Origin of the sequence: Dyadobacter subterraneus (assembly GCF_015221875.1) — a bacterium.
Taxonomy (GTDB): domain Bacteria; phylum Bacteroidota; class Bacteroidia; order Cytophagales; family Spirosomataceae; genus Dyadobacter; species Dyadobacter subterraneus.
Genome location: NZ_JACYGY010000001.1, coordinates 5430232 through 5456182 on the forward strand (window position 1 = coordinate 5430232; position 25951 = coordinate 5456182).

Sequence of the window (25951 nt, forward strand, 5' to 3'; positions counted from 1 at the left end):
ATCTTAATAAAGGATTAACAGAGCTGTTTTTTGGATATTTTTTTAAACAATTTCAATAAAAAATAGATTAAATTGACGTTAATGGTTTATTAATCAGCAATTTCGAGGTCGAAAGTCCATCAAAATATAATCGGTCATGCTCCTGGCAGTTAATCGAAATAATGCTTCGAAAAAATGCCGTAGGCATGACCGACATTGTAGCACGGGGTTTCAACCCACGGGGACCGCAGACAGCGGAATTTTATAATCAAGGTTTTAACAACGTCCCATCGCTTTTCCTAACCGTCCATCTCGATTTCGAGCTGATCGGATATTTCGCTGCTTCTTTTTCATTGATATCAATACCAAGTCCGGGTGTTTCATTTACATAGTAATATCCATTTTTTATCGTCGGACAACCCGGGAAAACTTCCTGCACTTTCTCACTGAATTTCTGGGATTCCTGAATTCCAAAATTCCAGATCGCGATATCGATATTGTTATTGGCAGCGTGCCCAACCGGTGAAGTATCTCCCGGACCATGCCATGCCGTTTTCACGTTAAACCATTCTCCCAAACGCGCCACTTTCATAGCCGGTGTTATTCCTCCAAGCTGGGAAACGTGACAACGGATATAATCGAATAATTGATGAGCCATCGGCTCACGGAATTCGTTGATGTTATTGAACAATTCTCCCATCGCAATGGGTACGGTAGTACTTTGGCGAAGCTGTTTGAACCAGCCCATATTTTCCGGAGAAAACGGATCTTCAACGAAATAAGGACGATATTCTTCCAAACCTTTTATCATATTGATGGCATCCATTGGCTCAACGAGTTCATGCATGTCATGCAAAAGTTCAATATCCTCCCCACATCTTTTTCTGACAATATCAAACATTTTCGGAACACGTTTCAGATAAGTTCTCTGGTCGCTGAAATCGTCTGTTGAACGGCCAAAACCTGCTGCTTTAAAATCCGGTTTTATTTCATCCATCGCTCCTACTCCGCCATAACCGCCTTGCTGAATCCGGATGTGACGGAAACCTTCGGACATATATTGCTGCACTTTATCGGCAACAGCTTCCGGAGTCGGGCCGCTTGCATGTGTGTAAGTTTCAACGGCAATCCGGGCTTTTCCACCCAAAAGCTGGTGAACGGGCATATTGGCACGTTTTCCTTTGATATCCCACAAAGCCTGATCCAGTCCGGAAAGTGCATTATTCAACACAGGACCATTCCGCCAGTAAGAACTCACATAGGTCGACTGCCACATATCTTCAATGTTATCGACATCTTTTCCCACGCAAAATTCATTCAGATAAACATTGATTGCAGGTATTACTACCAGCGCTCTTTGTGTAAAAGTAGCACAGCCCAAACCATACAAACCAGGCTCCGAAGTTTCCACTTTTACGATCACCAGATTTGATCCGCCCGGTGCAGTTGTGATTGCTTTTACACTTTTTATGGTTACCGGCGCCATTGCTTTTGCGTACGATGGTGTCACATATTTTTCGGCACGTGCAGCCGGACTTTCAAACAAAGAAAACAAACCAGCCGTTGAACCGGCAGCTAATAATTTCAGCGCATTACGCCGACTATCCTCCACATTTTTTTCTGATTTTGACATCTTTCTATCGGATTAAAGGTTTATTATTTCAAAGCAAAAGCAATATAATTTCCACCAATTTTTTGTCCTCGACCACCACCGGCAGCAATGACTATAAATTGTTTTCCATTGATCTCATAACTGATTGGTGTAGCAAATCCACCTGCCGGAAGCTGGTATTCCCAAACTACTTTTCCTGTTTTCTTATCAAAAGCACGGATCTTTTCGTCTTTTGTTCCGGCAATAAAAACGAGGCCTCCGGCTGTTGCTAATGGGCCACCATAACTGTCAGTTCCTGTTGTTGGAATCCCTTTTTTTGCCAGTTCGGGATACTCGCCCAAAGGCACACGCCATAAATATTCTCCCGTATTCAGGTCAATTGCATTCAGCGTTCCCCAAGGTGGTTTTACGCCGGGATAGCCATCCTGATCAGTGAATCTTTGCCAGGTTTTGCTGACATAGGCTGGTGTATAAGGAAATCCGCCTTTCTTTACCGGAGCTTTTTTTTCAGTTTGAACAAACGTATTCTGGTCTTTTTCCGTATTTAACAAAAAAGCAATTATTGCATCATGTTCTTTATCAGACAAATGAGAAAAAGATGGCATTCGTCCACTTCCTGTTTTCAGGATACTTTTGATAGACGCAGCATTCAGTTTTTTACCAATATCAACAAGAGACGGCAATTCATTTCCACTCCCCTTCCTGTCCTGACCGTGACATGCTGAACAGTTGGTCATGTATAAAGCGTTTCCGGCAGTTCTTGGAACATCTGTTTTTTTCTGAGTCGCATCCATCATGATTAATTCCCATGGCTCTTCATTTGCGTTTTGATAAAAAATTCCATCCGGATCAACCGCATTTCCACCCCATTCTGCTCCGCCGCTATAACCAAAAAGTAAGGTTCCGGTTGTACTTGGCGGGGCAAATTTGTTATTGGTTTTTATCTTTTCGTAACGCTCCTTTACATAAGCATGCGCTTCCGGTGAAAGATCGGTTATGTCATTTTCGGTAAAAATTTGCCGGGATAATGGAAGCGGTTTCGAAGGATATCTCTGGGTTGGAAAAGGATGTTCTCCCGGAAGTCCGATGGTAGGAACTGGTCGTTCCTCAACAGGAAAAATGGAAGTTCCTTTATCTCGATCCAAAACATAAACAAGTCCGTCTTTTGTTGACTGAACCAATACATCAACCTTTTTTCCTTTGTGATTTATCGTCGTCAAATTAGGCGGACTTGGGTGATCACGGTCCCAGAGATCGTGGTGAATTGTCTGGTAATACCATTTCATTTTACCGGTTTCCGCATCCAGAGCCATGATACAATTGGCAAATAAATTAGTACCTTTTCTGTCTCCACCATAGAAATCCGAAGCCGGCGAACCCGTTCCAAAATAAACAATTCCCCGTTTTTCATCCAGGCTCATACCACTCCAATTGTTGGCAGCACCAATCTTTTTGTAAGCATCTTTCGGCCAGGTATCGTAACCAAATTCTCCCGGTTGCGGGATCGTATGGAAAACCCATTTCAACTTTCCGGTAACTACATCAAAAGCACGGATATGTCCCGGAGCTGCATCGCCAGATTCCGAAACGGCCGATCCAAGAATGAAAGTATTTTTGAAAACAATTCCCGGACTGGTCGCATTTACAGACAAAACGCTGACATCATGATCCATATTTGTTTGTAATCCTTCATGAATATCAACCTTCCCATTAACACCGAAAGTTCTTATAATTTCACCGTTTTGTGCATTAATCGAATACAGGCTCGAACCAACTGTATACAATATACGCTTGTCTATGCCCTCCTCCCAATAGACCACACCGCGGTTGGAATTCAGTTTATCACTTTTTGAAGGTTCGAATTTCCAGAGCTGTTCTCCGGTTCCTGCTTTCAGAGCAAATAATTTTAATTCTGGCGTAGTTCCGTATAAAATGCCATTTACCACAATCGGCTGACATTGAATGGCACGGTTCCGCGATCTGCCGGGATTATTAGGATCCGGTTTTTCAGAAGCGTCATACATCCAGGCCACTTGCAGCTCTTTTACATTCCCTGTATTGATCTGGTTTAAAGGCGAATAACGATTTCCAGCCTTGTTTCCTCCGTAAGTTGGCCAGTCGGTATCCGGACCGGAATAATTTTCCCTTTCGCGTGCGCTAAACATCACAATGCTTAACAAAAGCTGGCCGATTAGTATAATCTTGTGCATTTGCCTGACTGATAAAGTTTTATAGAATTTATTTAGTATTATCTGTGATGAATTTGACAATAACTTCAGGGTCTTTTGTGGTAAGGAAATGTCCTTCGCCTTGTCGGATCAGTACTGTATTTTTTCCTCCCGACTTTTTATAACGCTGTTCCAAAACTTTGGTATTATCAGTCAGCCACGGATCCAGGCTTCCGCTAACTGTTAAAAGTGGAATTTTTGCTTTTGTCAATGATTCCAGATTATCCAGCAATACTTTTTTTGACATCAAACTCATCATCACCGGATTTTCTGTATAAATGGCCGTTACCTTATCCGGATTTTCAATCGCCCAGGCAAAACTTTCACCTGAAGCTGCTCCCTTTCCTTCCAATGCTGCTTTTTTTGAAAAACCATGCTCAACCATGAAGTTGTAAGTTGAGTCCCATTGGCTTTTTACAGCACCGGATTGTTCGGTTAACGGAGCAATGACAATGTGATAACCTTTGGCAAGTAATTGCTGATCAACAACATCATCTCTGGTAATATTACTGGCTCTGAAAATCCATGGTTTTCCCGAAGCAGCTTTTTCCGGAACAATGACCGTCATACCGGTTACTCCCCACTGGCTGTTTCTTTCCAGATCATAACGCTCATAACATTTGGTAAAACCGGGGCCGCGGCTTATTGCATAGGTTTTTTCTTCCGGGAGATATGGGTAAGAATTGTCGAGACTGTAATAGTAGGACTTGATAAATTTAGCATTTGCAAAATCAGGTCTTATTTCCGGGGTCAATTTCATATTAGATTCGATCCAGTCCGCAATCAATTTTGGATTTTTGATACTATGCGGATGATGGGCCGGACCTTCTTTGATCATCACAGTAATTCTTCCGCCTAATTCCTGATAGCGTTTTTCAATCGCCAGTGTATTTCTTTCTAATAGAAAATCAGCTGATCCACAGACATTTAAAAGTGGAATATCATTTTTAGCCAGTTCTCCTAATTTCATAAAAGCGGTTGGTCTTATGGCTGGATTATCCGCATAGATACAGGAAACTTTATCAGGATTGCTAGTCGCCCAGTCATATTCATTTACGCCGCCTTTGCTCATGCCTACAAAAGCTGGTTTTGTATTCAAACCATATTTTTCGGTCAGGAATTTGTACCAGGCATCCCATTCTTTTCCGGGATCGGGAGTAATAAAAGCGATGAAAAATCCTCGTTTTAATAGTTCAACCTCTGTTTGCGGTTCATGATCCCAGTAACATCCCTGCCAGGACCATGGATTTCCGGCGGCGGCTTTTTGCGGAACTACGATGATACATCGGCGCTGGCCTTTTTCGGGAGTTTTTACTGCATTTTTTTCGTCCGGGTCCGGTTTGAATGGTGTTATTTTTAAGGTTGATTCGTCCATGACGAAATCGTATCGGTCGAAGCCGTGCCAGGAAACTTTATCGCCGCTGAAGGTTGGTTGTGCTGTGATTTTTCCGGTGAGGAAAATCAATAGGATCAGGAAAAGGAATTTATTTTTCATGGGTGGTTTAGGTAGGGGCGACCCTCGTGGTCGCCCCGGAATAATCAATAATATTTCTAATATCAATATCAAATCTTCGGCACAGGCTGGAACATTTCTATTAGATCGATGCCTCTGGATTTTTACTCAAATGAGTTTGGTTGCAATTTGAACCTGGGCGACCACAAGGGTACGCCCCTACAATCCGGACAATTCAGATAATGTCCAGACATTTTTTCGGCCGGCCGTTTGTTCACGGACGGTTTTTACGTCGGCGGGACGGATTGGCGGCGCGTTTACAAATTCGTGACGGACGTAGCTAAGTACCGAGGCTATCCATTGGTCGTCGTTATCACCCATGGCCGGCATCTCACTCGGATAAGTTTGTCCATCAATCGGGCCGGAAAGTCCGTGCAGTAGAATGCGCATGGCCATATCTTTTCCTTTTCCCAAACGCGGCGAACCTACAAGCGGCGGTGCAGTTTTACTTTGCAAACCTTTTCCATCCACACCGTGACAGGCTGTACAAAGCGATTTATAAATCACAGCACCATTCAAAACAAGTTTTCTGTCAACTTCGTCCAACCGTCCCAAACGTTGGCCAAATTTTTTCACATCTTCATTTTTATCAATACTTTTCTGCGCGCGGGCTAATACTTCATTTCCGTTTGAAGCAGTTAGCATTTCATCTATTAGGCTTTTTGCTTTTGGAGATTTGCTATACGACAAAGACAAAATCAGCTGCATTTTTACATCATAACTCGCGTCCGATTTCAGGCTGGCCAGGTGCTCGATCATTTGATCATCCTTTTTCAAATAAGGCTCTGTTAAGCGGATTGCTGTTTTTCTGATTTCAGCATCTTTATCTTTTAAAGCGCCAAGAATAATTGCACTATCCAAAGAACCTAAACCTTCCAAAGTCCACAATGCATGAAGTCGACCTAACGAAGAAGTAGATTTCACCGATTCATTCTGACTTTCTGCCATAATTTTTAAAGCAGGAATAACCGATTTGTCATTTCTGATAATCAATTCCTTTTGTGCATTATCACGCCACCAGCCGTTTGGATGATTAAGATAGGAAACCAGCTTTTTTGATGAAGCATCCAGTAAATCTGGTTTTGGACCAGGTTTCATTCCGTCATGAACAAGACGATAAATACGACCGTGCTGAATGTTTTTATCCAAACCTAAACGTTTAATTTGCGGTCTAAGATAACTTTTCGGCCCCGTCCAGTTGCCTTCCTGAATAATTCCGCGGTTCATATCCACCAGATACAAACAACCATCCGGACCAGTATACATATTCACAACCCGGAAATTCATATCGGTGGAAGCAATAAATTCTTCTTTTTGATAGGCATTTTCCAAAGTAATTTTACCGCCTTTATCAATCACTTTGGCGCGACGAATTAAACGGCCAACCGGCTCACTGATAAGCAAATCGCCATCAAGATCTTTTGGTAATCTGTCGCCACGAAAAATTACCTGTCCGCAGCTGGCTGTGAAATGGTTTAGTGTTGTATCCGGCCTCAATCTTTTCAATCCACCTTCTACATCCGGCGTTTTTATGATCGGCCAGACTTCATTGAATTCCTGTGTATACTGATCTGTAAATTCCATTCTGCCATAAATTGGGTTGATCTGAAATCCAAGCGCAGGCACTTCCCCACCCGCTGAGGAAAAGTAAAGCCGACCAAAATTATCATGCGTCAAACCCCATTGTCCGTTAGATCCGCTTGGAATAGAATCCGGCACCAACATACCTTTTGAATAGCGAAAACGTACCGGGTCAACCGTTGTATAAATATAATTATCAAGATTCCAATCCAGTCCACTACGCTGATGTTCAAGATTTCCGGGTGCTTTTTTATTGGGTGTATAAACTGGTCTTTTATCATCAGCCACACCGTCGCCGTTCGTATCTTTATAACTGTAAATATTGTAGGTATCTGTCTCATTGACAAGCAATTCATGACCAACACATAACAACATTCTTGGCAAAAGCATCTTGTCAATAAAAACAGAACTCTTGTCCATTTTACCGTCATTATTCGTATCTTCCAAAAGCATCACACGGCTCGTCGGCGCATGCTCATTGGTTCCTTCCACATCCTGCATATACGTATTCAGCTCAGCTACATACATGCGCGCATTTCCGTCCCATGCAATCGCAACCGGCTCATGGATCATCGGTTCGCTGGCAACCAGTTCAAGATGATAGCCTTTTGGCAGTTTGAATGTTTTCAGACTTTGCTCCGGCGTTAAATGTTCCGGTGAAGGATTGGAAGTAAAAGCAGGAATTGCTGCAACCGATGCATCCGTTGTTCTCAGCGTATTATCAGTCGTTTTCTGCTTTGAAACCTGACAGGTAATCAGTATAAAAGCCGTCAGAACGCAGACGATCGAAATATGTTTTTTCATGGTGGCTGGGTTAATTATTTACAGGCTTAGTGAATACGTTTTCCCTTTTTCAGTTTGAAAATCGAAGAGAAAGGTTTCTTTGATATTCAGTTTATTAATTATGGCTACTGGTGAAATAATAGGTTTCAGGACATCTTCCGTTGGGTAAAAAACATTTGAATTCTCGCCTTTTGCCGGTTGTAAAACGATACCTTTTCCTTGTAAATTATTTGGTAACCTTAGACGACAATTTCCTCCCAGATTGGATTTAATCACAAGTTTTGACACCTTACCATCTTTCCATTCCAAAGCCAGTATATCAAAACCACCCCGTGCGCGAAGTCCGGAAATACTTCCCGTTTTCCAGCCATCAGGAATAGCCGGCAGCAGATGAATCGCACCATCATGACTTTGCATCAACATTTCTGCAATGCCGGCAGTACAGCCAAAATTTCCATCAATCTGAAAAGGCGGATGCGCGTCAAAAAGGTTGGTGTAAGTTCCTCCGCCACCTTTTTTCCCAGGCGCATTCACAGGAGAAAGTTGATCCGTAATCAATTTATAAGCCCGGTTTCCATCCTGCAATCTGGCCCACCAGTTCACCTTCCAGCCCATAGACCAGCCGGTAGAAACGTCACCGCGATGTTCAAGTGAAGTACGCGCCGCGCTGAAAAGTTCGGGCGTACGATAAGCAGAAAGCTGGTGCGAGGGATATAATCCGTATAAATGTGAAATGTGGCGGTGTTTATCTTCCGGATTGTCAAGATCTTCCAGCCATTCCTGCAACTGGCCAAATTTTCCAACCTGCATTGGAGCCAATCTCGACCGTTTTTCTTTCAATATTTTTACAAATTCAGGATCAGTTCCCAGTGCTTCGGCCGCGCGTAACGTGCTGGTGAAAATGTCGTAAACAATCTGGTTATCCATTGTATTTCCAGCGCCAATGGTCACATCCGGACGAGAAGCCGGTGCATTTTCCGGAGACATTCCCGGCGCTACGACCAACCACTTATGCTTAGGTTCTTCAACCAGAAAATCAATAAAAAACTGAGCAGAACCTTTAAGCGCAGGATAAACAGACTTCAAATAATTTCTATCTCCTGAATAACAATACTTTTCCCAGGCATGTGTACTCAGCCAGGCACCGCCCATGGGCCACATGGCGTAAAAAATCGGGTCAACCGGACCAGTTATTCTCCAGATATCTGTATTATGATGCGCCACCCAGCCTCCCGCTCCATACATAACCTTTGCCGTTTCTTTTCCTGTTTGCGAAAGATCGTTAATCATCTGAATTAAAGGATCATGCATCTCCGTCAGGTTGGTAACTTCGGCAGGCCAATAATTCATTTCTGTGTTGATATTGATGGTATATTTGCTATCCCAGGGGGGAGTCATTTGTTCATTCCATATTCCTTGTAATGTTGCTGGTTGACCAACCGGCATTCCATTTTGTGCAGGTTGGGAAGCGGAAATCAACAGATATCTTCCAAACTGAAAATATAAGGATACGACTTGCGGATCGTTTCCTGATGCAAATTTTTCTATTCTTTCATTGGTTGGAAGTTTAGCTGCTTCCGTTGTTCCCAAATCCAGTTTTACCCGGTTGAAATACTTTTGATAAGCAAGAATATGACTGGCAAGAATATTTTTGAATGGTTTCTTCACCGCATTATTCAAATACAAATCTGCTTTCGTTTCCGGATTTGCTGTCAGCGTTTTGTAATCAACAAAATTGGTAGCAATTGAAATGTAAATCGTGGCTGCATTGGCTTTATTGATCGTGACGGATGTATCATTTTTCGATATTTGTCCGCCTTCATTCAGCACTTTCACATGTGCATTGAATGCAATTTGTCCTTTCAAACCTTCATGATTACCGCTCATTCCCGTAAAAACCAGCTTCCCTGTTTTATCTGTTTTTCGCTGTCCTTTTTGCGGACTTGTTAAAAAAGAAGTGAAATTTAATTTCCCTGGTTTATCAGCTGTTAACCGGATTGCAATAATCTGATCAGGAACAGAGGCAATTACTTGTCGGGTATAACGCACACCATCAACAGTATAAGAAGTTGTGGTTATCGCTTTTTCCAAATCCAGTTCCCGGTAATAATCTGTAAAAGATTCATGTCCCGCAAAACTTAGATGGAGATTCCCAACCGGCTGATACATCATACCATGGGTTGTTTTTGACTCAATATTCTGTGCAGCCAGTTTTTCGGCCTCTGCATGTTTTCCTTCAAAAATCAGTTTTCTGATCTGTGGCAACGCTGCCAGTGCTTTGGGATTATCGTTGCGATTTGGTCCGCCCGCCCAGACGGTAGATTCATTCAGTTTTATTACTTCCTGCTCAGGATTTCCATAAACCATCGCTCCCAAACGGCCGTTTCCAACCGGTAGCGCATCGGTCCATATTTTTCCGGCAGGTATTTTATACCAGAGTTTTAACGCGCCGGATTGCTGAGCAAAAGCGTTAGAAATAAACAAAAAACCGATCAGAGTGCGTAATAAATTTTTCATTGAATTGATTTGGATATCTTATCTAAAAGCAGAAATTGGAAATTGAAAAACGGGTGACACTTAGATAAGAATCAAAAAAGAATACTCTAATCATGATTGTTTGTAAATATTTGAGAAAGAATATAATCCTTAACCATCCGGAATGTATCAGGATCAAAGAATTTGATGCAAATTAGGCATGCAGGATTAACAGAATGATTAATAAAACATTAACCAAACCGGTTTTGACAATATTTTTATTATATAATCAAATAAAATAATCCTAAAATAGCAAAGCCTGTATAGCCGGATGGTAATCCTACTACACAGGCCAAACATCAAACTTTAATTATTCATCAATCGTGTTTCAAGACATAACGACCCTTGGCTTTTCCCTGTAATAATGCATCCAATTTTTCCGGTAATTCATCCAAACTAATCTCTTCAATCATTTCATCCAGATGTACCGGCTTCCATTCTGATGCTAATGATTTCCAGACTTTTTTTCGCAACGCCATGGGAGCCTGGGCAGAATCGATGCCGGTCAGGGTAATTCCTCTTAAAATAAATGGGAAAATAGAAGTGTTTAGATCCGCCGAAGAGACATTTCCGCAGCAGGTAACAATCCCATATTGTTTGACGGATTTCAAAATTCCTGATAATGTCGGTCCGCCTACATTATCGATTCCAGCCGCAAAATCAGATGGCGATAAAGGTTTGTTATTATATTTTTCAATAAATTCATCCCGGTTAAGCATCTGTTTTGCGCCAAGCGTTGAGGTCAAAAAATCGTTTTCACTTTTCCCGGAAATCGCGACCACTTCAAACCCAAGTTTTGACAAAATTGCCGTCGCCATACTACCAACTCCTCCGGTTGCTCCACTGACAATAACAGCGCCCTGATCCGGAGTAATTCCGGCAGCAATTATTTTCTCAACAGACAATCCTGCTGTTAATCCCGCTGTTCCTAAACTCATGGCTTCTTTTAAAGAAAGTCCTTCGGGTAAGGCTACAACCCAGGCAGCGGGAATGCTGATGTATTCACCAAAACCGCCCCAGGTATTCATGCCCAGATCAAATCCGGTTACCAGAACCGGATCACCTTCCTGAAAATCCGGCGTGTTGGATTTCATAACAATTCCTGCCGCGTCAATGCCCGGAACATGTGGAAATTTCTTTGTAACACCCTTATTTCCGGAAGCTGAAAGAGCATCTTTATAATTCAGAGATGAATAACTGACTTTAATAAGCACATCATTTTCCGGCAAATCGGCGATGCTTACATCCTTGATTTCCTTTTTGAAGTTTCCTTCTTCCTGGCTTATATATAAAGCTTTAAATGCCTTTGTCATGATTTTTTTGATTAAAATTACAGCTTCAATTTATGCTTTACAAGACCTTACATTCATTACCGTAACGGACATTTTGTATAGTAATGCTGACTATCAACATAAAAAAATTTATGGACGATGTACCAAAAGTTGAATTCGTTTGCCCTTCGGATGTCTTCCTGAACATTATCAAAGGTAAATGTAAAACAACGCTGATTGTGATGATCAAAAAAGGCCGAAACCGCTTTGGAGAAATGCGCAGAACTTTGCCGTCGATCAGTGAACGAATGCTTTCCAGACAATTGGATGAGCTAGAAAAAGACGGCATTATCATCAGAAAAAGTTTCCCGGAAGTGCCGCCAAGGGTTGAATACTATTTAACAGAATATGGCGAAACGATTTATCCCATCATTAACGAAATGCGGAAATGGGGTTATATACATTTGGAAAAACAGAATCCAAAAATTACCCAAAATGAGGTTATTCATTAAATAACCGGTAGGGAAGCCATCAGCTCTCCTTTATTCAGCGTATAGAATTTATTTATGAAAAAATTAGTATCGCTTGCAATCGGGTTAATCGCAATTTCCACATTAACCTTCGGACAAAATAAAAAGCCCAATATCGTTTTCATTCTGGCTGATGATCTGGGTTATGGAGATTTGGGGGTTTATGGACAAAAAATAATAAAAACGCCCAATATTGACCGTCTGGCTAAACAGGGAAAACTTTTTTCCAACTTTTACGCCGGCACTACGGTTTGTGCACCTTCCCGTTCTTCTTTATTAACCGGTCAGCATACAGGCCATACTTACATCAGAGGAAATAAGGAAATTCAGCCCGAAGGCCAGGAGCCGCTTCCGGATTCCATAGAAACCTATGCACAGTTACTTCAAAAAGCTGGGTATGTCACTGGAGCTTTTGGGAAATGGGGATTGGGTATGGTCGGAACTTCCGGCGAGCCGGCGAAAAAAGGTTTCGACCAGTTTTTTGGATATAATTGTCAGCGCCAATCGCACCGTTATTACCCTACGCATCTTTGGGATAATGATAAAAAAGTAATTCTTGACGGAAATGATTTAAAGCATAAAGCCGTTTACGCACCAGAATTGATCCAGCAAAAAACACTGGCTTTTATTGATAGAAATAAAGACAAGCCATTTTTTCTTTTCGTGCCAACAGTTTTGCCGCACGCAGAATTGCAGGGACCGGATGATGTTTTCCTGAAAATGTACAAAGGCAAATTGGCCGAAAAACCATACAAAGGAAATGATTATGGTCCGGACGCTACCGTTCCCGGTTATGCTTCTGAGCCGGATGCACATGCCACTTATGCTGCGATGGTAAGCCGTATGGATTTTTATGTGGGTGAAATTTTGCAAAAACTTGACAAACTGGGATTGACAGAAAATACGATCATCATTTTCAGCAGCGATAATGGTTCACATCGTGAAGGCGGTGCTGATCCGGAATTTTTTAATAGTTCGGGGGGATTGAGAGGAAATAAAAGGGATTTGTATGAAGGTGGAATTCGTGTTCCATTTATCGTGAAATGGCCGGGAAAAATTAAAGCAAATACTACAAGTCAGTTTGTTGGTGCATTCTGGGATCTTATGCCCACATTTACAGAAATCACCGGTGCAGCAAAACCAAAAAATTCGGACGGATTTTCGATTGTCAATGAATTACTTGGCAAGCCAAACCAGAAACAACACGAATATTTATACTGGGAATTTCATGAAGGCGGCGGAAGACAGGCTGTAAAAATGGGAAATTGGAAAGCAATAAGACTTGAAGTTGACAAAAATCCTGATGGAATTCCGGAGCTTTATGATCTGTCAAAAGATCCGGCGGAGAAAAATAATGTAGCGTCTCAAAATACTGAAATCGTAAGTAAAATGGTAAAATATATGAGCGAGGCGCATCGGGAAAGTGTTTTGTTTCCTTTTGCTAAAAACTGAAATTGGTTTTATCAGCATATATTGAAAATAAAAAAGGTTGTGTAAATCCGTATTTTGAGATTTACACAACCTTTTTTAAATATAAAATCGACTGTTAATCCAGCAGATCTTCCAAATGTTTGTAGTTTGATTTCACAGTGTCCAACACTTCTTCAAACTTCCCGCCCAGTATTAATTTAGTCATGGAAAGCGCCATACCACCAACCATTTTCATTTCAATTTTCGGAGGCATTGCCAACGCATTTGGATCAGTCATGATATTGACCAAAACTGGGCCGTTGTGCAGAAATGCTTCCTGTAAACCTGTTTCCAGATTATCCGGATCATTGATTGTTATTCCTTTAATACCCATCGCTTCGGCCACTAAGGCAAATTCAGGATTTACCATATCCGTTTCAGAATCAGGCAATCCGGCTACTTCCATTTCCAGTTTTACCATTCCCAAAGAACGGTTGTTGAATACAACTATTTTAATCGGAAGATTGTATTGTTTAATCGTCGCCAGATCTCCCAGCAACATTGAAATTCCTCCATCACCACAAAAAGCAACTACCTGACGATCCGGACAAGCCAGTGCCGCACCAATCGCATGCGGCATGGCATTCGCCATTGAACCGTGTGTAAAAGATCCTACCATACTACGTTTGCCAGTTGCCTGAATATACCGGGAAGCCCAGACGCAGCACATACCGGTATCAACGGTGAAAATAGCGTTGCTTGTAGCAAGTTTATCAATTTCAGCGGCCACCGATTCGGGATGGATTGCATTTTTCTTGCCCTTGTCCTTCACATAAGTATGCAAATGATCTTTTACCTTTTCGTAAACATGTAGCTGGGCTTTCAAAAAGCTGTCGTCTTCTTTTATTTTCAAAAGTGGAAAAAGCGCTTTCAGTGTCGTTTTTGTATCGCCGTGCAAACCCATTTCCAGTTTCGCTCTTCTTCCCAATCTTTCCGGGCGGGTGTCAATTTGTACTAAAACTTTGTCCTGAGGAATAAAAGGCGTGTAAGGAAAATCCGTCCCAAGTAAAATTACGAGCTCACTTTCGTGCATGGCATGATATGCGGAAGGCAGTCCCAGCAAGCCGGTCATACCAACTTCATAAGGATTGTCATATTGAATTCCCATTTTTCCACGGAAAGAATATCCTACCGGAGCCTTCAATATTGCCGCCAGTTCCACAACTTCATCATGAGCCTCAGAAGCGCCGATTCCACAGAAAATGCTGATTTTTTTATGTTTGTTGATCAGATTTGCCAATGCCAGAAGTTCTTCATCACCTGGTCTGATCAATGCTTTGGAAAAATAATTTTTATCAGCCGTCACATTTTCAACCGCATCCATTGCGCTAACATCGCCCGGCAAACCTAATACTGCAACGCCTTTTTGCTGAATGGCGTGTTGAAGCGCGGCTTGTGTCATTCTTGGCAATTGCGCCGGCGTAGCAGCAATTTGATTGTAATAACTGCAATCATCAAAAAGCTTGATCGTATTCGTTTCCTGAAAATATCCGCTGCCAAATTCCACCGTAGCACAGGTTGACGCAATCGCCAAAACCGACGCTCCGGCGCGGTGTGCGTCATAAAGTCCGTTGATTAAATGTACGTGCCCCGGGCCACTGCTTCCTGCGCAACAGGCCAAACCGGTAAGTTCTGCTTCGGCGGCGGCTGCATATGCTCCGGCCTCTTCATGCCTCACATGTATCCATTTTAATGCCGGGTTTCTTCTAACTGCATCATTTAATTCATTCAAACTGTCGCCGGTAACCGCATAAATCCTTTTGATACCTGCCTGTACAAGCATATCCGCCAGTTGTTCCGCTACTTTCTTTGACATATCGATAGGTGTTAGTTTTTTAGATATTGAAAGTGATCACTTTAAAGTAAGGACTCAACTTTCGTTCCAGCTATCCTGATGTTGAGCAATTACACTTTAATGTACTAATGATTGTTGGGAATGCGCAATTATCGCCGGATAGTTTGAGCAAATTTCTATCGACAGGATTTGAAGTTCAATGGACTTATGATGGAATTTGAGGTAGATATGTGGGGTTTTTAGAGAGGTTAGGTTTTGAAATTTTGGTGTGGGATGGTTTTTATTACCCGTCCGACGGAGAAAAATCCGTAGGACGGGTGGCTCGAACGGCTTCTTTGAAAATTTATAAATCCTATGAATCTGGGGTTATTACTTTTATTGGCCCAACCAGTTTTTAAAGGCAGCCATTTTTTCCCGACTTATCAAAATATCGTTATCGTTCGAATTTTCAAGCTGGATTTTCAGGCGACTGTTTGAGTAAGTAAAAACACCTTTTATCGCTCCCACCGAACTGATATATTTTCGATTTAACCTAAAAAACAATTCCGGGTCAAGCAGGTTTTCTACTTCGTCAAGTGTATAATCGATGATGAATTTTTTGCCTTGTCTGGTCATTAAAAAAGTCACTTTGTCTTCACTGTAAAATATCCCGATTTCTTCAATGGCGATTGTCTGGATACGTTCTCCGATTTTTACTAAAAAGCGGTTTTTGTATACTTTTTGAACAGGTTGTAATAAAACACGAATTTGATCGAGCGTTATTTCCGGCGCTTTTCTTGCTGATTGAAATTTATTTAAAGCATTTTTTAATTCATCGGGATCAACCGGTTTTAACAAATAATCGATACTGTTCAGTTTGAAAGCTTTGATTGCATATTGATCAAATGCTGTACAAAAAATAATAGGAGAAGTGACTTTTATATGTTCAAAAATCTCAAAACTTATTCCATCCGCAAGTTGAATATCTAGGAAAATAATATCTGGTTGGGCATTACTATTCAGCCAATCCACAGCCGAAGTTACCGTGTCCAGATTTCCAAAAATCTCACAATTTGGTATAAAATCGTTGATCAGTTTGATCAGGCGACGCGCCGCCATATTTTCATCTTCAATGATCAGTATTCGCATTTTTTCTAAAATTGTCTGGCGGAATTATATTAGTGGATTTTCAATTAAAGGCAGTTTCACAATAAAAAAATCACTTGTTTCTTCAATCAAAACCTGCTCGTTATTAAGCAGCTCATACCGTTTGCGGATATTGGAAAGTCCGATTCCGGTTGATTCTTCCGACAAACTGCTTTTCAGTTGCAGGTTATTTTTTACGATCAGCTGATTTTTTTCAAGCGAAATCTCAATGTGCAAAGGATTGGCCATGGATGCGATGTTATGCTTGATTGCGTTCTCAAGTAACATTTGCAATGAAAGCGGCGGGAGATAAAAATCAGTTTTAGGGTTTACGTTAATCTGATATTGCAAACCTTCTTCGAACCTGATTTTTTGAAGCGAGAGAAAGTTTTCGGCAAATTCCAGTTCACTGGAAAGTTTAACCACTTTCTCCTGCTGAACCTCCAAAACATAACGATATATCTTTGACAGCTGTTTTATAAATTTGGCCGCAGTATCCGGATTTTCATAAACCAGATTACTCAAAACATTGAAAGAGTTAAACAAAAAATGCGGATTCAGCTGATCCTTTAACGTTTGATATTGTTGCGCATATTGCTGCGTTTTCAATTGTTCAGCTTCTATCGCGGATTTCCTCCATTCCAATAAAAATGAGCGACTGATCAGTAGAAATGCAATGATGACGGAAATCTGCATGGGTAATTTTGTGTGGAGCATGATCCATTCCCAGGGAATATTATCTAACGAAAAAGTCTGTCTTACCAGAAATTCGATTAAAAATAGAATGATATAGCTGGTAACGAAAACATATAACACATAGCTCGTACTTTCCAAAATCAGCCTTTTGACAGGATATTGAATCCAGGGCATTTTCTTGTCAAAGTAATATTCCGCCAGAAAACCACCGTAACTCAGAATACATGACAAAATGAAAGAATAGAAAAAGTCACTGGCTACGAACAAAAGTCCTTTTATTGAAAAAAAGCAGGAAGGACAGATTAAAACCGTGAGCACGGCAGCAATAATCAAATTCACACCCAGAAAGGCCGGGGAAAAATTCCAGAATTTTTTTGAGCCTCTTATGGAAGATGTCATTTGATCAATTGGTTTTTCTAATGTAATATTTCAAGGTATTACTGACAAGCTTTTGCCGACTTTTCGGCAAGCGGTCTTCCCCAGGTTGGCGCCAGTTTTGCTTTCAGGGCTTCGTCGTCCTGGGCTGCAAATATAGCCTGACTTTGTTTGACTAATCCACATGCTTTTTCAGTACCGGATTTAAAAAATCTGGCCAATCCGAATTCCATTTGTCCCATTAAAAGTGCCGCTCTTGGATTTTGAGGATCCATTTTCATCGCTTTTCCAAAAGTGGACATGACTGCACCCGATAAACTTTGTCCGCGACTGTTCGGGTCTGCATTGACTTCTGCCATTATTTTAAAGCCTTCCAGCGTTACGATTTCTGAATTATTTGGAGAAATAGCCTCCGCTTTTTTGATCAGTTCTTCCGCTTTTGCGAGTGCTTCGTCTTTTTTGGTAAGGTCCAAAGAATTGTCAAGTCCCTGATAAATTAAGGCAAGTGCGTTGTAATAATAGGGTTGCCATTCATTTGGATTCAGCTGACTGATACGTGCAAAACCATTGGCAGATTGCTGGAATTTATTCAGAGAATCAGCAGCATTCAGCTTTTCGATTTCCTTTTTCATGGCTTTTTGATAAGCGGAATCTTGTGCGAAAATTGACATGGCAGCACAAAGAATTATGGCAAAAGTTAACAGCAAATTTTTCATTTATTGTTTGATTTAAAGGTCTGATAGAAATTGTAATGATTTAATTACCAAGTATTTTTTGTATGATTTGTTTTGTAAAAACTATATCAAAGTCGTTACAGATTATTCAGCTGATTGGCATTTTTGTCATGAGAAAATGTGATAAATAATCCAACAAAAAGAACTCTGGTAGCACCCTGTCCGACAGGAATTCTTGAAAACGAACCTGCTTCATCAGGCTGTGTTGAATATTTGTAACCAAATACATTATTTCTTCCCAGAATATTGGAACAGGAAGCGTGGAGAATGACGTTAGGCCTTGGCAAATAACTCCAACTGATACTCAGATCGCTATACGCTTTTGTTTTGCCCTGCATTTCTCCGGAAACGTTTGGATTGTTGTAGGTATAGCCATTATTCCACGACCACGAAGTACCAAGCTGCGATTTCAGCGCGACTACAAAATGTTTGATAACCACAGAACCATTATGTTTTGGCGCGAACGATGGCTGCACTTTTGTTTCGTAAACTGAATATTGGCGTTTGCTGTCCACAAAACTATACGTAATCCAGAAATCCGTGTTTTTAAAACTTGTCTTGTCACGGTAAAATAAATCTGCTCCTCTTGCATAACCGGAACCGTTTTGTGTGATGTTTACCGGTGTCAGATCCGTTCCGTTGTAAGTCGACAAATTGTTATAGGTTTTATAAAATGCCTCCGCCCGGAAAGTTCTGTTATTATTGACGACAAAATAATTCAGGATATAATGACTGGCCTCGGCATTTTGCAGATTGTTTTGCAATACTCTCAACTTTTCATCCGGAAGCTGGTGAAATTTCCCGGCGGCGATAGAAAACTGTCCCTGATTATTCAATTTGTAAGCCAATGAAGCTCTTGGATCCATCCAGAATTGCTTTGCTGCTGTGCTGTATCCACTTCTCAATCCACCTCTAAAAATCAAACGGTTACTGAAATAATAATCTGTTTCGATAAAATGAACAAGCTGATTATCTGTGATACTGCGTTTGAGATGATCATCAACCAATTCTTCCGAATAAGATTTTAAATAATATTCAATCCCGTTTTTTAAAGAAAACTGAGGACTGAAATCTTTCACGCCTACAATTTTGGCATGTCCCAGCTGATTAACCTGACGAACAGGAACATAATTGAGATTAATTGCATCCCGATTGTGTGAATAGGCCAGTCCACCGTAGAAAAACCAGTCATGTTTCCCGGATTGACGAAAAGATAAATTTCCATAAGAATAGCGATTATTGATATGCACCCGGTCGCCCCTGCCCGATTCTCCCGGCACTTGTTGCCAGATCGTCATACTGCTTCCTTCCGTATGGGCATAAGCTTTCAGGAAACCCGTTTTTCCCCATTTGTGTCTTAATGAAACTTCTGTATCCCAGCTCGAAGGACTTTTTTCCCAATCAAATTTTTGGTTAATAAATGACTGATATGGTGCCAGATTATAATAATTGGCTGTGGCGGTCAGTGCGTTATTTTCTCTAACCAAAGTTTGTGTATAGCCGCCTCCGAGTGACATAATACTCAGATCGCCCTGATTGCGTAGCGGCAGATCCAGCGTATTCAAAGCAAGCGCGGAAGACAGTGCCTGGCCGTATTCCGCAGAATAACCCCCAGTGCTGAAAAACGATCCTTTGAACAAATTGGGACTGAACCGGTTACGTGTCGGGACATTTGTCGCTGTGCTTCCGTAGGCATTTCCAACCTGTAAGCCGTCTATGAAAATGGAAGTTTCAGAAGCATCTCCACCTCTTACGAATAATCTGCCGTCGTTACCCACTGTTGAAGTTCCGGGAAGTGTCAGCAATGCTGAGGTAATATTTCCCATCGCTCCGGAAGTTGTTACAATATCCAGCGGTTTGAGCACAACTGCTTTTTTGGTATCACTTGCTTCCATGGCTCCTGCGGTTATCGTCACAGCGGTTAAAACATTAATGCTTTCGGCGAGGGAAATCTGGAAATTCAGTGGCTGGCCTGCACATTCGATTTCACGTTCCTGTGGTTTATAACCCATGGCCTGAAAAACCAGAATTTGTTTTCCGGTTTCCGTTGTTTCGAATTTAAAATTTCCGTCCGCATCGGAAGAAGTTCCGTCGTAAGTACCTTTTATCAATATATTGGCACCCGGCATTGCGGCACCTTTCTGGTCAGAAATCTTCCCGGAAATTGTGGTTTGTGCCTTTGCACTTAATGTCAGAAAAAATATTGATAAGGAAATTAATAACGTTTTCATCCTGGCTGTTCATTAGATTTAAGTCAAAATTGGCTGATAACAGATCCTTTAAAAACTGAACTTTACCGAAAAGCAGGATGAGGTGGATGAAGTATAGAAAAATGGAGATAAAGTGAATCATCATTAACCCGAACCGACTAATCATTCACTGGAATAATATTTTTAATAGTTAAAGATAAGAATCTTCTTGTCTGATATTTAAACAATTACACCATGAAAGCGCTGAAACATTTCTTTCTTATCGCAATACTGATTAGTCCGGCTATCTGTTTTTCTCAAACCCAGGACGGCACTAAAAAGAAAACATCCAAAAGAGTTACGGTTATGGATACTTCAAAAAGGGTGAACCTATCAAAAGATCCGGTGATAAAAGAAAATGCTCCGGTTTTGAATGACAACGGAAATGTCAATACGAACGGAACTGTTGATGGAAGCAGAAGCAGCACAGGCCGACCAGGTGCTGATACAACGGCAGGATATACCGTGAGAAGAAGAAAAAAAACAGTTACAACGGGGGGCGTTGTATATCCTGATACAACGACTGCGGTGAAAAAACCTTAATATTTTTGGGATAAACAGGCAATGATAAAGGGTTGATATTGTAGAATATCAACCCTTTGTTGTTTTATATTTTTCAAAAACTAACTAAAATCATAATTAAAAAACTGCTGTATAGTTTATATACAAAATTTAATGTATAAGTATTTTACATTTGAGAATATTCGCAATCAACACACCTATTATGAAAGAAAAAAGTCGAAGAGAAGAATTATTGGAAATCATAAATCAAAGATTTACTGACCTGGACCAACTGTTACTCTTACCCCTGGGTCAATTTTCAGATGAGGAATTTGAAGAATTAAAACAAGAGGCAATAAGCTAAGAGAAATGTTAAAATTTCTGTAATCAAATAATTGAAATAAGATGATAGATCACGTAAAAGATAGGCTTGAAGATTATCTGACAAAAATAAAGAAAGCAGATAATTCAGAAATACCAAAAATACGTTCTGAATTTTCAAATTGGTATTATTTACTTTCTGATGATGAAAAAAATGAAATTGAACCTTTTTGGCAGGAAATTAAGGAGACTGCACGTCAAACAATAAAAGATATTAAAGATGCAATAAACGAACTTCACTTATTAAATGATGTTAAAATTGTGGTTGCCGGGGCAGAGTATGACCTGCATGAGTGGATGACAATTTCCGATTACTCCCGACTTCATAATTTAAAAGTTAGTCGCGTACAAAACTGGATCTCCCGAGGTGTCGTTCCCAGGGATAAAGTTTTAGCCATACCCCAGTTGAATAATGTAAAATTGATTAAAAATGAATTGTATGGCGCTTTGCTTTAATCCAACCCGATCATTAGAACAGAATTCCTGCGTATCAAGGAAAAATTCCTAGGAAAATGTGCCGGGTCCTTTATATTCAGTAAAGACAATTGGAATTAGGGAGAACATGAGGAATGTCATGTATTAACCGCGTCATTATCTTTTAAAAGCACAATTAAAATCATCAAAGTAACACTTCCACAACCTGATATCAGCCAGAAGCAGACACTAATAAAATAAAGACAATTAAATTTTATAATTATAATATTATTCCAATTAGTTTTATAGCGACATATCATATTAATACGACAAATCCATCAATTTTAAAACAAAACTTATTTAACGGTTTGGGCGACACAACATAAAAAACTAACCTTGTGTCACCGTTTGTTAACAGAATACCAATTTCCTGGATCATAGTATACACCCGCTAATAAATTGTCAGAATAGGTGATTCTGCTTATAAATAGAAGAAAAAGTATTTTACTATTACCTCTACAATATTTGGAATATCATGGAGAATTCGCGTGACGGCCAGCCTGGTTATACAGGCCGGTGGAGAATTATTGTTTCATTAATTGCTTTTTCAATACTGGTTTTTGTCCTTTATAATATTTTAGAATATGTATGGTGGTAATCTCCATACAAATACCTTTTAGTTTCTTAAAAATCGTTACTACTGCATAAATCAATTTTTCTCTAAATACTCCCCTTCCATTCCCAGGACTAAAAAAATTATCCGCATTTCCTTAAAAATTTGACACAACATAGTATTCTTACTACGTAAGATGCTTTTATTTGTAATTCTCTCACCGCAATTCGAATAAAATGCCGTCAAGAAAACGAAAAAGTGCCAAATTCAAAAAACTAGCAATTGAGTGGCTTAAATGGATAAGTGCAATAGTGCCTATATGTGCTTTTTTTTACATTCTTTATTATTACAAACAGCTTGATTTTCTTCAAAAAGACAAAGAGATTGAGTCCGTAACGACTGTGTTAGGGGAAAAAGATTCACTTAGTCTTGCCGATGCAGCGTTGAAAAGCAAAATTCAGGATGAATTTAAAATAATTGAAAACGAATGGCATTCCGTTGGTGGAATTGCTATTCATAATCTACTTGTTGAAAACAAAGCCAGCAAACCTGCCAAGAGTATCGAAGTGGAGTTCAAATATTTATCTGACACGCAGGAAGCCCTGACGACGAAGGTTATCACAATAAAAAAAGACCTGCCCGCTGGTAAGTCTACGAAAATTACAGATGTAAGTGTTGGATTTGTGAATAATGGAGCGGTTGGTTGTGATACAAAAGTGTTGAGCGCCAAGTTTTGATTAATTTCTCATTAATACCCTCAGATCTTCGTATTAATTAAGACTACTTTACTGAAAAAGTAAGGCTGGCTAATTATTTTAAATTAATCAAAGATTTAAATACTTCATTATCAATTAGATATATGTGGTGTGAAAATATTTCTAATTTATTTTCATCCAAATGATCTAACGTTGGTAAAAAAAACGTAGATACGGCCAAAGGTATATAGACCTACAAATATTTCTCACATTAATTATAAAAGATGTTTCGATATCTGACAAAATAATATCTAATCTCGTTGAGTAAATTTAAAAACCCCTAAGACTATGCCTCAGGGGTTTTTTGTTACTTTTCTTTTACTAATTATTTCAGGGATACAACAAATATTTCTTCCGCATATTCTTGTAATCAGTTAATCCCGGCTCCCAGCTTTTCCGAATTTCAGCTTCCGATGTGCCTGCAATAATCTGTTTTTTCAGATTTTCAGTACCCGCCAGTTTGTCGAAATTCCCCATTTGTTTGCTTTGCGACATATCAAAAAATCTCTCCTTATCCGGATAAGCCTTATACATTTCAATAAGCCATTTCAGATTGATCTGCTTACTTTTTCTTAAAGAAGCGATATCATATTTTCTCAAATCCAGGCCATAACAATCCTGATTCTGGTGCAACGGCGTCTCACTCATGCCCTGAATACTTTTCGGCATAAAAGAAAAATCATATTTCCCTTTCAACAATGGAGCACCCAGAACAGTAAATGGCATATAGGTTCCTCTTCCCTGACTTACTATGGTCCCCTCAAAAGGACAAATACTTGGATACAGCAAAATAGATTGCTGACTGTTTAGATTTGGCGATGGAAAAACAGGTAATTCATAGGGCGTATCATGGTCATAGTTAGCTACTTTTATAATTTTCAGCTTGCATTGTAACTGACCAGGCAACCATTTTTCGCCGTTCAGCATTTGAGCAAATTCACCCATTGTCATGCCGTGTGTAATCGGAATTTTGTGCATTCCGATCCCCGAATGTAAATGATCTTCGAGAATCGGACCGTCCACAACATAACCATTCGGATTCGGACGATCCAAAATCATCAATTCTTTATTATTTTCAGCGCAGGACTCCATCACATGATCCAACGTATTGATGTAGGTGTAAAAACGACACCCAACATCCTGAATATCAAATATTACCAGATCAATATCGGCAAGATGTTCCTTGCTTGGCTTTTTATATTTTCCATAAAGTGAGACAACCGAAATACCTGTTTTCGGATCCGTTTCATCACTTACTTTGGCGCCATTACTGGCATTTCCCCGAAACCCGTGTTCAGGACCAAAAATCCTCACAATGTTTATTCCGAGCGCAAGTAAGCTATCCACGCTGGGTGTTTTGCCAATAATGGAAGTCTGATTGACGACCATGGCGATACGTTTTCCTTTCAGATATTTAAGATATTCTGACGTTTGGTCTGCGCCGGTGATGACCGATTTGGCAACCGGTGAACTATGACTTTCCAGTGAATCAGAAGAGGCCAAAAACGGACTTTTACTTCCTGAGGTGCTCGCACAACTGGTCGTTATGATACCGGCACAAGCAAAAAAACTCAGCGCAAGAATTATTCTTTTCATGAAAATTATGGATTTAGGAAATGGTTAGGAGCGACAAGTAAATTTGTTTTCATTAAAATAATTTCATTTGTCCGCCTCTGATAAACAGCGATGTGTTAAGTTCTTTTGTTTCACGGCCGGCAAAATATTTCCGACAGGCAAAATCATGCAACTGTCTGATATTTTCTGCGAATTTGCCTTCACCACTCATACGAAGTCCGTAGCGGGAATCATTAACCTGGCCGCCGTGACATTCTTTAATCTGATTCAAAACTTTTGTGGCTTTGTCGGGAAAATGATGATTGATCCATTCTTCAAAAATCTCACCAATAGATCCGTTTAATCTCACAACCGTATAACCTGCCCAAACCGCACCTGCATCTGCCGCAGCCTGAATGATGGACGGAATTTCGTGATCATTTAATCCCGGAATAACCGGCGCAGTCATCACACCCATCTGAATGCCAGCTTCGTGTAACGTTTTTAAAACCTGCAAACGGCGTTTTGCTGTTACCGTTCTTGGTTCAAGTTTTCCCCTTAAATCTTCATTTAAAGAAGTTATAGAAACCGCGCCGTGAACAAGATTCAGTTTCGCCAGTTTTTCCAGAATATCAAGATCCCGAAGAATCAGGGCATTTTTTGTAAGGATACTGACCGGATTTCTATATTTCAGACAAATTTCAAGCATCTGTCTTGTAAGCTCATATCGCTTTTCCGCAGGCTGATAACAATCTGTATTTCCCGAAAAGAAAATGGTCTGAGGCTCCCAGCTTTTGGAATTCAAGAGCTTTTCAAGCAATTGCGGTGCATTCTTTTTTACAACGATTTTTGTCTCAAAATCCAGTCCTGCCGAAAATCCCCAGTACTCATGAGAATTGCGTGCATAACAATAAATACAGCCATGCTCACAGCCTCTATACGGATTAATCGAATTGAAATTCCGAAGATCCGGACTATCTGATTTACTCAGAATCGATTTAGAAATTTCCTCAATAAATAAGGTTTTGACATTTGTTTCAGGTTCTTCCCAATTTTGCCAGTCTTCGGAAGTGTATTCAATTTCCTGCTTTCGGAATTTGTTGTCGGTGTTAATTCCAGCTCCTCTGCCTCTTGCTCTATTATCCATGTGATGAAGTGTAAAATGTTTTTAAAATGCCAATTCTGCCAGCCAAATAAAAGGGAAAGAGATAGGGTTTGTTCACTCTATCCCTTTCCCCTACGCTACTTACGCAATCC

At 40.3% G+C, this 25951-nt stretch carries 19 protein-coding genes; 6 read left to right on the forward strand and 13 right to left on the reverse strand.

The genetic code is table 11. From position 1 onward, the window contains the following. Positions 1 to 247: 247 nt before the first annotated feature. The 6 genes from IEE83_RS22765 to IEE83_RS22790 all read right to left on the reverse strand — a co-directional run bounded on the left by IEE83_RS22765 (position 248) and on the right by IEE83_RS22790 (position 11544). Positions 248 to 1612: an enolase C-terminal domain-like protein gene (locus IEE83_RS22765; protein WP_194122782.1), complete on the reverse strand. Its 1365-nt coding sequence runs from the start codon at positions 1610 to 1612 to the stop codon at positions 248 to 250. A 23-nt stretch (positions 1613 to 1635) separates the two neighbouring features. Next, positions 1636 to 3801: an outer membrane protein assembly factor BamB family protein gene (locus IEE83_RS22770; RefSeq protein WP_194122783.1), complete on the reverse strand. Its 2166-nt coding sequence runs from the start codon at positions 3799 to 3801 to the stop codon at positions 1636 to 1638. Positions 3802 to 3829: 28 nt separating this feature from the next. After that, the gene (locus IEE83_RS22775) at positions 3830 to 5314 is read right to left on the reverse strand and encodes an alpha/beta hydrolase (RefSeq protein WP_194122784.1); all 1485 of its coding nucleotides are present in this window, start codon (positions 5312 to 5314) and stop codon (positions 3830 to 3832) included. 177 nt (positions 5315 to 5491) lie between these two features. Then, positions 5492 to 7717: a DUF7133 domain-containing protein gene (locus IEE83_RS22780; RefSeq protein ID WP_194122785.1), complete on the reverse strand. Its 2226-nt coding sequence runs from the start codon at positions 7715 to 7717 to the stop codon at positions 5492 to 5494. Between the two features lie 18 nt (positions 7718 to 7735). After that, the gene (locus IEE83_RS22785; RefSeq protein WP_194122786.1) at positions 7736 to 10213 is read right to left on the reverse strand and encodes a glycoside hydrolase family 95 protein; all 2478 of its coding nucleotides are present in this window, start codon (positions 10211 to 10213) and stop codon (positions 7736 to 7738) included. Positions 10214 to 10548: 335 nt separating this feature from the next. Beyond that, on the reverse strand, positions 10549 to 11544 hold the full coding sequence (locus IEE83_RS22790; RefSeq protein ID WP_194122787.1) for a YhdH/YhfP family quinone oxidoreductase: 996 nt from the start codon (positions 11542 to 11544) through the stop codon (positions 10549 to 10551). A gap of 110 nt (positions 11545 to 11654) precedes the next feature. Between IEE83_RS22790 and IEE83_RS22795 the strand changes: the two genes are divergently transcribed. Then, positions 11655 to 12014 (forward strand): winged helix-turn-helix transcriptional regulator, encoded by a 360-nt coding sequence (locus IEE83_RS22795; RefSeq protein WP_194122788.1) that lies wholly within the window; start codon positions 11655 to 11657, stop codon positions 12012 to 12014. Positions 12015 to 12068: 54 nt separating this feature from the next. Next, entirely contained in the window at positions 12069 to 13484 is a 1416-nt protein-coding gene (locus IEE83_RS22800; RefSeq protein ID WP_194122789.1) for an arylsulfatase, read from the forward strand. A gap of 94 nt (positions 13485 to 13578) precedes the next feature. Here the strand turns inward: IEE83_RS22800 and IEE83_RS22805 are convergent, their stop codons facing one another. From IEE83_RS22805 to IEE83_RS22825, 5 genes are all read right to left on the reverse strand, one after another. After that, positions 13579 to 15318 carry a thiamine pyrophosphate-dependent enzyme gene (locus tag IEE83_RS22805; protein WP_194122790.1) on the reverse strand — a complete coding sequence of 580 codons (1740 nt, stop codon included), beginning with the start codon at positions 15316 to 15318 and terminating at the stop codon, positions 13579 to 13581. Positions 15319 to 15672: 354 nt separating this feature from the next. Continuing rightward, positions 15673 to 16425 (reverse strand): LytR/AlgR family response regulator transcription factor, encoded by a 753-nt coding sequence (locus tag IEE83_RS22810; protein WP_194122791.1) that lies wholly within the window; start codon positions 16423 to 16425, stop codon positions 15673 to 15675. Between the two features lie 24 nt (positions 16426 to 16449). After that, positions 16450 to 17517 (reverse strand): sensor histidine kinase, encoded by a 1068-nt coding sequence (locus IEE83_RS22815; protein WP_228101935.1) that lies wholly within the window; start codon positions 17515 to 17517, stop codon positions 16450 to 16452. Positions 17518 to 17555: 38 nt separating this feature from the next. Then, positions 17556 to 18209 carry a hypothetical protein gene (locus IEE83_RS22820; RefSeq protein WP_194122792.1) on the reverse strand — a complete coding sequence of 218 codons (654 nt, stop codon included), beginning with the start codon at positions 18207 to 18209 and terminating at the stop codon, positions 17556 to 17558. A 95-nt stretch (positions 18210 to 18304) separates the two neighbouring features. Then, positions 18305 to 20458: a TonB-dependent receptor gene (locus IEE83_RS22825; protein WP_194122793.1), complete on the reverse strand. Its 2154-nt coding sequence runs from the start codon at positions 20456 to 20458 to the stop codon at positions 18305 to 18307. A gap of 213 nt (positions 20459 to 20671) precedes the next feature. Here IEE83_RS22825 and IEE83_RS22830 point away from each other — a divergent pair, with 213 nt between their 5' ends. From IEE83_RS22830 to IEE83_RS22845, 4 genes are all read left to right on the forward strand, one after another. Beyond that, positions 20672 to 21019: a hypothetical protein gene (locus tag IEE83_RS22830; RefSeq protein ID WP_194122794.1), complete on the forward strand. Its 348-nt coding sequence runs from the start codon at positions 20672 to 20674 to the stop codon at positions 21017 to 21019. A 181-nt stretch (positions 21020 to 21200) separates the two neighbouring features. After that, a complete protein-coding gene (locus tag IEE83_RS22835) occupies positions 21201 to 21341 on the forward strand; it encodes a hypothetical protein (protein WP_194122795.1) in 141 nt (46 codons plus the stop codon). A gap of 41 nt (positions 21342 to 21382) precedes the next feature. Continuing rightward, positions 21383 to 21814, forward strand: coding sequence for a hypothetical protein (locus tag IEE83_RS22840; protein WP_194122796.1), 432 nt, complete (start codon positions 21383 to 21385; stop codon positions 21812 to 21814). A gap of 807 nt (positions 21815 to 22621) precedes the next feature. Continuing rightward, positions 22622 to 23122: a hypothetical protein gene (locus IEE83_RS22845; RefSeq protein ID WP_194122797.1), complete on the forward strand. Its 501-nt coding sequence runs from the start codon at positions 22622 to 22624 to the stop codon at positions 23120 to 23122. A gap of 348 nt (positions 23123 to 23470) precedes the next feature. Here the strand turns inward: IEE83_RS22845 and IEE83_RS22850 are convergent, their stop codons facing one another. Next, a complete protein-coding gene (locus IEE83_RS22850) occupies positions 23471 to 24736 on the reverse strand; it encodes an exo-beta-N-acetylmuramidase NamZ family protein (protein WP_194122798.1) in 1266 nt (421 codons plus the stop codon). Between the two features lie 52 nt (positions 24737 to 24788). After that, positions 24789 to 25841 (reverse strand): PA0069 family radical SAM protein, encoded by a 1053-nt coding sequence (locus tag IEE83_RS22855; protein ID WP_194122799.1) that lies wholly within the window; start codon positions 25839 to 25841, stop codon positions 24789 to 24791. Positions 25842 to 25951: the final 110 nt, after the last annotated feature.